The sequence below is a fragment of the Terrilactibacillus tamarindi genome (genome assembly GCF_009718825.1).
Lineage (GTDB): Bacteria > Bacillota > Bacilli > Bacillales > Sporolactobacillaceae > Terrilactibacillus > Terrilactibacillus tamarindi.
This window is the reverse complement of record NZ_WNHB01000006.1, coordinates 40363-52552: the sequence shown is the minus strand read 5'-3', so window position 1 is coordinate 52552 and position 12190 is coordinate 40363. Positions and strand designations below refer to the sequence as shown.

The following is a 12190-nucleotide window of genomic DNA, read 5'->3' as shown; positions in this document are numbered from 1 at the left end:
AAAATTTTTTAAAAGTATCAAAATTCTGCAGGTCTATGTTTCTTTAAAATATGGAATTATGAAATTGATTCAGTTATTTAAAAAATGTAACAAGATAAGAAGTAAATAGGTCCAATTATTTTCTGCTAAGGGAAACAATATTTTTATTAATAAATAGGGATTACACGGATGCGCTTAGTATGTCGTTGTTTTTATGCAGAGAGCGATACTATAAAATTTAAAAGTGAATTTTGAAATTTCTGGTTAAGACAGGATGTCTCCTTGAATATAGTTTCTACCATGAGACTTTTATTAACGGGGGTAGCGACTTGGGATATTACGTGAGAGTAGAGTCGGATGTGCATATTTATGTAGAGGATATCAATCGGATGAGCCAAAAGACGATCTTATTTATTCATGGCTGGCCGGCGAATCACAAGATGTTTGAATATCAATTTAATCAGCTTTCCCAAATGGGTTATCGTTGTATTGGCATGGATCTTCGAGGATTTGGCCAGTCAGATAAACCTTGGGAAGGATATGATTATGATCGCTTAGCTGATGATGTTCGAAGTGTCATTGGTGCTCTCAAATTACAAAATATTACGCTTGCAGGTCATTCTACAGGAGGAGCTGTAGCCGTTCGATATGTAGCGAGGCATCGTGGGTATGGAGTTTCAAAGCTAGCTCTTCTTGCAGCTGCGGCACCTAGTCTTATACAACGTCCGTATTTTCCTTATGGACTTAAAACAGAGGATGTCAAGCAAATTATTCAAGATACTTATCATGACCGTCCGAATATGTTACAGGGATTTGGTAACATGTTCTTCTTCCAACATATCACAGAGCCTTTTTCGGATTGGTTTTTTCAATTAGGATTACAAGCGGCAAGTTGGTCAACGGCAAAGGTTGCCAACACATGGTTATACGAAGAAAAGTTATTTCAAGATATGGGGGAAATTCAGATTCCTACACTCATTCTGCATGGCATTCATGACAAAGTATGTCATTTTCCACTAGCAGAGGCTCAAAAACAAGAAATAAAAAATGCTAAACTTGTCCCATTTGAATATAGTGGTCACGGATTATTTTGGGATGAGCGAGACAAATTCAATCAAGAATTAGCAAAATTTATAGGGTAATATAGGATTTTGGGGATATCTATGAGTCTATAATCCGTCGTGACTAAACGTGTTATAATAGATAAAAAAGTTAGAATGGGGGCGGAATATTGAAACATTATCGGACGCTTTTATTTGACGTAGATGATACACTTTTAGATTTTCAGGCAGCGGAAGATTTTGCTTTGCGGTCACTTTTTGAGGAACAAAGTATTCCTTTAACCATAGATATTGAGGCACGGTATAAACAAATAAATCAAGGATTATGGCGGTCTTTTGAAGAAGGGAAAATTGAGCGTGATGAAATTGCGAGTACACGTTTTTCCTTACTATTTAAGGAGTATGGACAAGAGGTCGATGGCTTTAGTTTAGGAATGAAATACCGTAATTTTTTGAAAGAGGGTCATCAGCTGATTAGTGGGGCAATTGAATTAATAGAAGATCTCAAAAACAAGTTTGATTTATATATTGTGACGAACGGTGTTGCTGAGACTCAGGACAAACGGTTGCGTGACGCAGGGCTATTTCCTTTGTTTAAGGATATTTTTGTTTCAGAAGACACAGGGTTTCAAAAGCCAATGAAGGAATTTTTTGATTATGTGTTTGCCCAAATTCCTCATTTTTCTTTGGAAGAAACCTTAATAATCGGTGATTCATTAACCTCTGATATAAAAGGTGGCGAGGTAGCCGGAATCGATACGTGTTGGTTCAATCCTGAAATGACACCTAACCACACCAAGATTAAACCAACCTATCAAATCCAAAAACTTGAGGAACTCTATGATATCGTGAATATAAAGTCTGTTAGTCAGTGCTGATCAATAAACGTTTAAAAAAGGGGGCAAAATTTAATTGACACCCCTTAAAAATAGCCTTTATCCCGCCTTAACGGGCAGTAAGACCCCCAAGATCCTGGAGTATTCAAAGAAGATAGGTGGGGGTCAACTGCCCGTAAAGGTCCGATTGGTTCAGCTAACCATCAGTGGGGAATGAAGAAAACCCACTGATGGAAGCTTCACTTTATTTATCAGAGTCTTTTTGATCATTTTCTGTTGATGTATTCTTATGAATTGAAGTTATAGATTCCAAATCAGCATGTACTTTTAATTCTGGCACTTCGGATCGAGGATGACCATTCAGTTGAACATAGATTTCTTCAATTTCCTCACCTGTAAGATCCCCGCGTTTCAATAATTCTTCTGCAATGTTATGAACGAATTCTGCCTGTTCTTTGACTAATGCTTTGACTTGATTCATTTGATCTTTCAAAAGCACGTTAATCTTTGGACGAAGTTGTTTAAGAGCATCAGCCGGAGAACCTATGGATAGCCAGCTGAATAGCTCATCACCCATGCCAACCATTCCGAGGTAAACACCAGCGAGCTCCGTGGCTTGTTTTAAATCGGATGTTACCCCATTTAATTTTTTCCCTAAAAACGTTTCTTCAGAAGCCCGTGCTGCTAAACAAACTTGGATTTCTGCTAAAATTTCACTGTCACTTCGATTATACCTCTCGTGTGTTGGCTTCGTCGCAGCTAGACCAAGAGCACCGCCTCGGCGAATAATCGTCACTTTCCAGACCCGTTCATGAGGCTTTAATAAGTACTGTGCAACGGCATGGCCGGCTTCATGGTAGGCGACGTTTCGTTTCTCATCTTCATTCATTGAGCGAAGTGGCTGCTTAAGACCCCACTCATAGGTCTCCATGGCGGAACGGAAATCTTCATAGCTGGCGTCTTGAGAGCCACGTTGATGAGCGATCACGATCGATTCGTTAACGATGTGTTTAATCTGTGCTGGACTATAGCCAATCGTATCTAATGCTGCTTTCTCCGGAGTTAGGGAATCGTCACAGTTCACCTTTTTAAGGTAATATTGGAAGACATCGACACGTCCATCATAGTCGGGCGAATCGACCCAAAGTTTTCGATCAAAACGTCCGGGTCGTAGTAAGGCAGGATCAAGAACATCTGGCAAGTTGGTTGCCCCAATGGTTAACACGGCACGTCGTTCGGCTTTCTTACGACGCAGTCCAAGGGAGCGAAGAAACTTAGCAAAGCGGGAATTATCAATGTTCGGCGGGTCCATCTGTAAGAGCAGTTCGTTGAGTAGACCCGAGCCACCGCCCATACCGAACATCGCCCCGAGTCCTCCTCCGCCTCCGCTTGCTTGCCTAGACATCCCAATGGCGTCGATTTCATCGATAAAGATGATGCAGGCACCGTATACTTTGGCTAGTTTTCTTGCCTTTCGGTAGAGATTCATCACTTTCAAGTTCCCTACACCAAAGAACATATTTTGAAAACTTGGAGCCGATGCATAGGCAAAGGGAATTTGGGCTTCATTCGCGATGACTTGAGCGAGATAGGATTTTCCTGTACCCGGTGGTCCGCAAAGAAGCATTCCCCGGATCGCTTCACCCCCCATTTTTTTAAATTCCTTTACTCCCTTAAGTAAGGTTACAATCCGTTTGGCATTTTCGACAATTTCAGGGTTACCTCTGTAATCATCCCAAGTGGACCCTGTCTCACCCGGCATAATCCAGTATGTACGGCCTCGAGCCAGAAACCAAAATAGTGCGACAAACTGAATGATGATAATGAGTACGGCAAAAAACAGCTGGAATAACATGCCTATAATCGCAAAAGCAATACCCCAAGATGTTGGCCCGCCTATCCATAACAAAACACCGATGATGACGACAATTGAGAGCCAAATAAGGAATGTTCGCCATTTAATCCAATGGTATCTCTTCATGACCTCGCTCCTTTTAGTGAATATTCATATAACTATGGAGGGTTAAGTAAAATGATACCACGTTTTTAATGAAAAGAGGTACTCCCTGATTTTGTAGAACTTTTTCTTTTTGAAATAGTAAGGTTCAAACCCATCATTTTAAATCTCTACGAAAAAGTTTTCTAACATTAAACATATTAGAAGAAAATGTGAGCATCCTTTTAAATAACATGTTTTTTAAGCAAAAAATAAAGTAAGGTGGTTAAAAATGATCTACGATTGCATTATTATCGGAGGCGGCATTGCTGGAATGCAAGCGGCTATCCAATTAGGAAGATACAAACATCGTGTGATGGTTATCGATTCGAATGATGGAAGATCAACTTTATGCAAGAGCTATCATAATGTTTTAGGGTATCCGGATGGAGTCAGTGGTCAAGAACTTCGAAATATTGGAACCGAACAAGCCAAAAATTTGGGAGTAGAATTTTTAAATGACAAGGCTGTCAAAGCGGAAAAAAATAAAGATCATTTTGAAATACAGACTGAATCAAATAGCATGATTTTAGGTCAAACGGTATTAATAGCTACAGGTGTTATGGATCGCATTCCTCACATCCCTAATTTGTTCTCCTGCTTAGGAATAAGTGTCTATATTTGCCCGGATTGTGACGGTTATGAAGTGAAAGATAAGCCAACATTGGTGATTGGTTCAGGAAATGTCGGTGCAAATATGGCGTTAATACTCACTTATTGGACAAAGGACCTTATTTATATTAATCACGAGCAAAAAAAGGTAAGTGAGACGATAATGGACAAACTTCACAGTCAACGTATTCAATACATAGAGTCTCCGGTTCAAGAGGTAGAAGCTGATGAATCGAAATTAAAAGCTGTCATTTTAACAAATGGTCAAAAAATAGCCGGGGAGCATGCATTTGTTGCTTTTGGAGGAAATGAAGTGAAATCGGATTTGGCTAAACAATTAGGCGTCGAGATTCTAGAAAACAAACACATTCTAGTCAATCCTAGAACAAAAATGACCAATATTCCTGGCGTTTGGGCTGCTGGAGACGTCGTCGCTCATTCAGAACAAGTGACCATTGCTATGGGAGATGGATCACAGGCCGCCATTTGGATTCATAAATGGTTGATGGGAGAAAGGAATGGGTAAAATCTTGGATCATGTTGAGAAAACAGGCACCAAGGTTTGGACTTTCCAGTCAACAAGATTTCTTCTGTGTCAGGACGCTAGGTGACAATGAAGGACACAATAATCTTTCTCATCTCTTGAGCAAATGTTTGATTGAAAAAACGGGATGATAAAGCAACATCCACATACCGGCGTAGCGCATCACCGTTTTTATTTTCCTACGGTATTCCGGACGGTAACAGTGAATCTTGCAGTTGGAACAGGCACTTTTCTTTTCGCCAAATGGGCAATAAGAAAGCCGCGTCAGCGCATAGTTCTTTAAGTTGTGGCAGTCGTCGCACAACGCTTGACGATGATGCTTCTTACGGCAATAAATCTCAATCATTTTCGTGATGGTTTCTTTCTCCATCTGAATGACCGGTCCATCATTGGTTTTTCTTGGCATGACACATCACCTTCTTTGAGTAAAATGACTTGAATCATTGTCCACCACACCTTCAATAGTAATACAGGAAAGTGTTATACGGAATGATAAAGATCACGACTTCGGACAGACTCAACCATAGAAAATGTCGTCCTTGGCTTCATTTTTTTATAAGTTTCCCCTCGTAACTAAGTGAAGGCGGGAGTCTCGAATAGGCGGTGCGAGTGTTCCCATTTGATTTTCCGATGTTTCATCTCGCTGAAACATGTTCACTCGACTAATTCGATTCGCTATTTCGAACCTAATGCACAGGGATCGTTACTAAATTTTCTGGCTTTAGAGATTTGTGATAAAAACCAGAATCCGTTTAAGGAATGATGAAACCCGAATATAAAACTTGAAAATGATAATCATTATCAGTAAAATATAAAGAGTTCCGAACGATAATTGTTTGGATCAATTTTGAACAGGTTGCAAATCTTTGACAAAAAAGCATAGATTTTTGATGGGTTGAGCAATTCCCCAAGATTATGGATTTCTGATTGGTTGATTGTGTTCGTAAATTATCAATAATCATTTTAAATATAACGAAAGATTTGTTATTGAGAGTTGGTACGTAAAGATGACGAAAATAGATGTTGGTATTGGGACAAGTAGCAGCAAAGTAATCCTGATCGGCGAACATTCTGTGGTTTACGGTCAGCCAGCGATTGCGATGCCCGTTCCCGCAGCACGCGCAGTTACGGAAACGACTGGATGCCAGGGAGCTATTCAGCTGCATTGTGCCTTCTATGATGGTATTTTAAGTGAAAGTCCGGATAAAATTGCTGGATTGAAGAAAATTATTCCGGTGACATTGCAGGTCTTGCATAAGCCTGAAGAAAACATAGCTGTATCTATTGACAGTACGATTCCAGTTGAACGGGGGATGGGATCGAGTGCTGCCATTGCTATATCAGTCGTACGCAGTCTTTTCGATTATTTTAAAACACCTCTGGATCAAAAGACTTTGCTTAGGCTAGTCGGCATCTCAGAGAAATGTTGTCATGGTAATCCGAGTGGGCTTGATGCGACTGCAGCTAGTGGCAGCCGTCCGATATATTTCACCAGAGAGAAAGGACCCGAGTGGATTAAGCAAACTCTTCGATCCTGCTTGGTCATTGCTGACACCGGGATCAAAGGTGAGACTAAAAAAGCGGTTGCTGCGTTAAAACAGCGCTGGACACAGGGGTTGAGTGTTCAAAGCAAAATCGAAAAGTTAGGTTTTCTCGCTTCGCATGCCCGCAAGGCACTTGAATCGGCAAAAGAAGAGCAATTCGGCCGTATCCTTCTGGATGCCCATCATCTTCTGCGTGAGCTTGGCGTCAGTCATCCTTTTGTAGACCAGCTGGTACACATTGCAATGACCGGCGGAGCCATCGGGGCAAAAATGACTGGAGGCGGCTGCGGCGGCTGCATGATTGCACTGGCTCCAAATGAGCATACAGCCAAACACCTCGCAGCAAAACTGATGCGTGCCGGAGCGCATCAAACGTGGATTCAGCCATTTGGCGATGAAATGAGTGCATAACTTCAGATAAACTCACTGGCCTATGCCAAGAGAAAGAAGGTGAACACTGTGCAGGCTGCCGCACGCGCATATACGAATATTGCCCTCATAAAGTATTGGGGTAAAAAGGATGAACAACTCATTTTGCCGATGAACAGCAGTTTATCATTGACGCTCAACGCTTTTTATACAGAAACCCGTGTTACACTGCAGCAGAGTTTATCGTGTGATGAAATAATAATGGATGGAAAAGTGTTAAGTGGTCATTCTGCTGAAAAAATCATCCGATTTATGAATCAAGTCCGGGATCAATCAGGAAATCGGACATACGCGCTGATCGTAACCAACAACCACGTCCCAGTCGCCTCAGGCTTTGCATCTTCAGCGTCAGGGTTTGCAGCCCTGGCAGCATCTGCTGCTCGGGCTTATGGATTGGACTGCTCCGGAGTTGCACTTTCACGGCTCGCGCGGCGCGGATCGGGATCCGCTTCACGTTCAATTTACGGCGGCTTTGTTAAGTGGATGAAAGGCACAAAGGATGAAGACTCTTATGCTGTTCCAATCGATCCAGCAAACTGGGGGATTCGTCTTGTGGTTGTTGCTGTCAATCGGCAGAAAAAAAAGATATCCAGCCGTTTAGGAATGAAGAGGACCGTCCAGACATCACCTTTTTACCCGATTTGGATGAAGGAAGCAGAAAAGGATCTCGGTAGGATGGAGCAGGCTATTCATCATCACGATCTGGAGATGATTGGGGAAATAGCCGAAGCAAATGCGCTGAAGATGCATGCCACAATGCTGGCTGCGACTCCCCCTTTCACCTACTGGGAGGAGGGTACATTGACCGTGATGCGGCGTGCTGCCCATCTACGTGAGCAGGGAATCCCGTGCTATTTTACGATTGACGCCGGTCCCAATGTCAAACTGATTTGTTCAGTAGAACATGTGGATCAGATTCTAGACGATCTATCCGACTTTTTCCCTTTAGAAGCATTAATAACTGCCGAGCCCGGTCCGGGTGTTCAGTTTCTAGAGGATCCTATTCATTAAAGGAGAAACAGACGTGTCATCTTTTATTCAGAAAGCACCTGGAAAGCTCTATATAGCAGGAGAATATGCAGTGACTGAACCGGGGTATCCGGCAATCATTGCTGCAGTCGATCAATTTGTTTCAGTCACAATCAGTCAAACTGAGAAGGTCGGACGTATTCGATCGTCGGATCAAGCCACCAGCTGGAAGCGCGAGAAAAATCATTTGCTTGTTTCTGACCAAAAGCATCCGTTTCGATTCGTTCTATCAGCGATCGAACATACAGAAAGCTACATACAAGCCATTGGCAAAAAGCTTACAGTTTATCAATTGACGATCAGCAGCGAGCTGGCGCATAGAAACGGCAAAAAATATGGACTGGGATCAAGTGCTGCGGTTACGGTTGCAACCGTTCGTGCCCTGCTTGCCTTTTATGGAATAAAGGTGGATCAGAGCATCGTATTCAAATTAGCAGCATTGTCTCATTTAACCATTCAAGAAAACGGCTCATGCGGAGATGTTGCTGCCTGTGTTTATGGTGGATGGATCGCGTACACTTCGTTCGATCGAATGTGGTTAAAGCAGCTCCTCCAATCAGAAAGGGATTGGCTCAAGCTGCTTCATCTAAATTGGCTGGGACTCTCGGTGCAACAGCTTGTGCTTCCGTCTGCTCTGCATCTGCTTGTCGGCTGGACTGGGACACCGTCCTCGACGCCCCAGCTTGTGAGTCAAGTGGAACAGGAAAGAAAGGGCAGGGAGGACGCCTATCTGGATTTTCTGAAGCAAAGCAAAACATGTGTTGACCAAATGATCGCAGGCTTTTTAACGCAGCGGCCAAAGGACATACTCAGTGGGGTTCGGGAAAATCGCAGGATTTTATCTCGATTTTCTTCACTTTTTGGTCTCTCGATCGAAACAGAAAAATTATATGAACTGTGTACAATTGCTGAAAAATATGGCGGAGCGGCTAAATCGTCGGGAGCTGGCGGTGGAGATTGCGGTATTGTACTTGTTGATCGCAAAACCGATGCCAGTGCGATCAAAGAGGCATGGAAGAAGGCAGGAATTGTGCCTCTGGAGCTCCATGTATGTGATAAGAAATACGAAATGAAAGGAAGCTAGGGAGATGGAATCACGTAAAGATCAGCATGTTCGACTGTTCGAGAAAACCTACCAGACGCATCAAACAAATGATTTTGATTCCGTTCGATTCGTCCACAATTCGCTTCCAGAGTTGAGTTTGTCAAAAGTTGACAGTTTGACGACGCTGCCGTTTGGCACTTGGTCGTCTCCTTTTTTCATTAACGGAATGACCGGGGGAAGTGAGAAAACAAAAAAGATCAATGAATCGTTGGCTCACGCGGCTGCTGCAACCGGTATTGCCATCGCATCGGGCTCACAGAAAGCGGCTTTAAAAGATCCGGCACTGCATGATACCTTTCGTGTGCTGCGCCAAGTGAATCCAAACGGATTTATTTTTGCAAATATTGGAGCTGAATTGGATGAAGAGGCAGCAAAGCAGGCTATTGATATGTTGGATGCGAATGGTCTTCAAGTCCATTTAAATGCCTCTCAAGAAGTTGTGATGCCAGAAGGAGATCGAGACTTTTCGTCCTGGCTGAAAAATCTGGAAAGAATCGCCCATTCCATCGACCTGCCGGTTGTTGTTAAAGAAGTGGGGTTCGGGATGAGCCGTGCAACTTTTCGAAGGCTCATTGATGCAGGTGTACAAATCATTGACGTGGCGGGTAAAGGCGGTACTAATTTTATCACGATCGAAAATCAACGCCGCGACCGAGCGCGCTTTGATTACTTACAGGATTGGGGACAATCGACCGTGATCTCAATGCTCGAAGCACAGCCGTATTTGGACCAAGCAACTTTTTTTGCATCTGGCGGTGTGCGTCACCCACTTGATGCCCTTAAAGGTCTTGCGCTCGGCGCACGTGCGATTGGTGTTTCCGGAATTTTTCTGCATACTGCGCTTTCGAGCGGTAGCGAGGGACTAATTACACTCATCGAAGAATGGAAGCAGCAAATGAATGAGATTATGTTGCTTCTTGGTTGTGCAAGTCTGGATGAATTGCGTCGGACAGATCTGATTCTCAGCGGGACGCCCGATCAATGGGCCAGACTTAGAGGTCCAAAGCCAGAAGAGATGGCCACGCGTTCACAAAGGATCAGCTAAAGCATTGTTTTTAACCGAGTAATTCGAGAGAGTCAAAGACTTTTGAAGAAAGGAGTCAGAAACGATGACATTACAAAGAAGAGATCAGTCGGATACCATTGAAATCTGGGATGATGTTGTGCGGATCAGGGATTTGATTCTTGCCATCATCATAAATAGTTTGACAACATTGGGCGGCTATTTTGCAGCACCTGATGATCCGCCTATGCCGTTATTATTTGGTTTAATCGGAGCAGTTACCGGATTCATCCTCAGTTCGTTCATTATTAAACCAAAACGGACTTTTGAGGAGAATGAAAGCGAGAGGTAATAAATGGATTTAGTTCTTATTGCCGAGATGATCGGTGCGGCAATTGCCGCGGCAATGATTTATACGATTATTGGGATTATTCCAGGGACGGATGAAACGGCTGTGTTGGTGCCTGTGACGCTAATTTTGGTACTTGCAGGTGTTCAACCGATTATTATTCTGTGTTTCTTTATTTCGGCTATTATTGCCAACAATTTGATGGATGCCGTCCCAGCAGCGGTTGCCGGTATACCCGGCGGTGTTATGACGAGTCCGATGGTGGAACATGCCCAGCTCTTGAAAAAGTACGGATTAGCTGGTCAGTCGCTGCGCAAAATGGCTGCGGGTTCGCTGATCGGGGTATTGGTCAGCGTTCCAGTCAGCTTGCTCTTAGCCAGCAGCTTAATTCCCTTTGCCCATTTAATCCAGGCCTATGCCAACCCGCTTTTTTTTATCGGCGCCATTGTACTTGCGTTGCTCAGTAAAAACAAAGCGTTGGCGCTTGCATCTATTTTGCCTTTTGCGCTTTTGATTGAAGGCATGCGTCATTTATACTGGGGAGTTGAAGCTATTCCCAGGGGGACGACTGTTTTTATTTCTTTCTTTTTAGGGATTACAATCGGACCGGTGATACTGACGTTATTTGAACTGCTGGATAAGGAAAAAAGGGAGTCCATGATACATGCGGAACCGCGAACGATTGTCTTAAAGAAAGACCGTTTTGAATGGAAATGGTTGAATCCATTTAAAATCGTTAATAAACGTGAATGGGTCACGAGCGGAGTGGCTTCCCTGATAAGCTGCTTCACATTTATACTGAGTCCGGTCGGGGTGACGATATTTCTCGGCGAACTCTTCGCAAGGCGCAGAAAGAACCCGGTTGAGCGATCATCGCTTGCGATTGTAACGATGAACGCTTTAGCGAATGCAACGTATATCTCGGGGACCCTCATCCCGCTCATCGCCTTGGGGATTCCCTTATCCCCTGTTGCGATTGGACCTGCGCATGCGTTATTCGATGCGCCGCCGGTTTTTACGGCAACTCGTAATATGCATCATCTTTTAACGACGGGTGATTTTATTTGGGCTACTGTGATTGGTGCAGGCATCGCAATCATCATGACCTATGTGATAACCGTCAAATATGCTCAGTCAATTTGCGCCTTTGTGTTTAAACATATTCCTCATGAGGCGATACTTGGCTTGTTTTGTGGCTTCGTTCTTTTGCTTGCTTATATGGATGCAGGCTGGATCAATATCGGCGGCGTGCTTCTGATCGGTTTGGTTGCGGGAATGCTGCACCGGTGGGGCGTGAACTACGGAATTTTATTTATGACTTTATATGCAGCCCCGTGGCTGGTTGGATTATTTGGGTAACAGCAAAGCAAACTACTCATTTGTCCAGCACGTAAAATGAAAAGACGACTCACTTTCAAGCTGCCTTTTTTTGCCAAATGATGAATTTTGTCACGGTGGAACGGTCAAAAGATTGTACTTTTACCGGGCGGGTTCGCTTACCGCTTCACTTCATTTGACGCACACCGTGACGTGACGAGCCGAACGCCTGGTTGTGCATCTTATGAAGGAAAATCATGAATTTTCGCATCTGCCGCTTCGCTATTTGAATTGGCTTTCCGTTGGCTTTTTTGTTGCTACAGGTGTCGTGAACAGGTTGTCTGAATCACAAAGATGTTGAATAGTGCCGCAGTGCTCCCGTTTTC

At 43.4% G+C, this 12190-nt stretch carries 11 protein-coding genes; 9 read left to right on the top strand and 2 right to left on the bottom strand.

Translation table 11 applies throughout. The features are described from left to right. Window positions 1-308 precede the first annotated feature (308 nt). Entirely contained in the window at window positions 309-1121 is an 813-nt protein-coding gene (locus tag GMB86_RS05085) for an alpha/beta fold hydrolase (protein ID WP_155217465.1), read from the top strand. An 89-nt stretch (window positions 1122-1210) separates the two neighbouring features. After that, complete coding sequence (locus tag GMB86_RS05080) at window positions 1211-1918, top strand: YjjG family noncanonical pyrimidine nucleotidase (protein ID WP_155217462.1); 708 nt, start codon at window positions 1211-1213, stop codon at window positions 1916-1918. A gap of 202 nt (window positions 1919-2120) precedes the next feature. Here the strand turns inward: GMB86_RS05080 and GMB86_RS05075 are convergent, their stop codons facing one another. Further along, complete coding sequence (locus GMB86_RS05075) at window positions 2121-3857, bottom strand: AAA family ATPase (RefSeq protein ID WP_155217460.1); 1737 nt, start codon at window positions 3855-3857, stop codon at window positions 2121-2123. Window positions 3858-4104: 247 nt separating this feature from the next. Here GMB86_RS05075 and GMB86_RS05070 point away from each other — a divergent pair, with 247 nt between their 5' ends. Next, window positions 4105-5010 (top strand): NAD(P)/FAD-dependent oxidoreductase, encoded by a 906-nt coding sequence (locus tag GMB86_RS05070; RefSeq protein ID WP_155217458.1) that lies wholly within the window; start codon window positions 4105-4107, stop codon window positions 5008-5010. 109 nt (window positions 5011-5119) lie between these two features. Here GMB86_RS05070 and GMB86_RS05065 read toward each other — a convergent pair whose 3' ends face one another. Next, window positions 5120-5434 carry a nitrous oxide-stimulated promoter family protein gene (locus tag GMB86_RS05065; RefSeq protein ID WP_155217456.1) on the bottom strand — a complete coding sequence of 105 codons (315 nt, stop codon included), beginning with the start codon at window positions 5432-5434 and terminating at the stop codon, window positions 5120-5122. Between the two features lie 601 nt (window positions 5435-6035). On the opposite strand from GMB86_RS05065, the gene mvk reads away from it, so the two are divergent. The 6 genes from mvk (at window position 6036) to GMB86_RS05035 (ending at window position 11846) form a co-directional block, all read left to right on the top strand. Next, entirely contained in the window at window positions 6036-6983 is a 948-nt protein-coding gene (mvk, locus tag GMB86_RS05060; RefSeq protein WP_155217454.1) for a mevalonate kinase, read from the top strand. A 48-nt stretch (window positions 6984-7031) separates the two neighbouring features. After that, the gene (mvaD, locus tag GMB86_RS05055) at window positions 7032-8012 is read left to right on the top strand and encodes a diphosphomevalonate decarboxylase (protein WP_329602771.1); all 981 of its coding nucleotides are present in this window, start codon (window positions 7032-7034) and stop codon (window positions 8010-8012) included. Window positions 8013-8025: 13 nt separating this feature from the next. Further along, entirely contained in the window at window positions 8026-9114 is a 1089-nt protein-coding gene (locus GMB86_RS05050; RefSeq protein ID WP_329602760.1) for a phosphomevalonate kinase, read from the top strand. Window positions 9115-9118: 4 nt separating this feature from the next. Then, a complete protein-coding gene (gene fni / locus GMB86_RS05045; RefSeq protein ID WP_155217450.1) occupies window positions 9119-10180 on the top strand; it encodes a type 2 isopentenyl-diphosphate Delta-isomerase in 1062 nt (353 codons plus the stop codon). Window positions 10181-10244: 64 nt separating this feature from the next. After that, complete coding sequence (locus GMB86_RS05040) at window positions 10245-10490, top strand: hypothetical protein (protein WP_155217448.1); 246 nt, start codon at window positions 10245-10247, stop codon at window positions 10488-10490. 3 nt (window positions 10491-10493) lie between these two features. Then, entirely contained in the window at window positions 10494-11846 is a 1353-nt protein-coding gene (locus GMB86_RS05035) for a tripartite tricarboxylate transporter permease (protein WP_155217446.1), read from the top strand. Window positions 11847-12190: the final 344 nt, after the last annotated feature.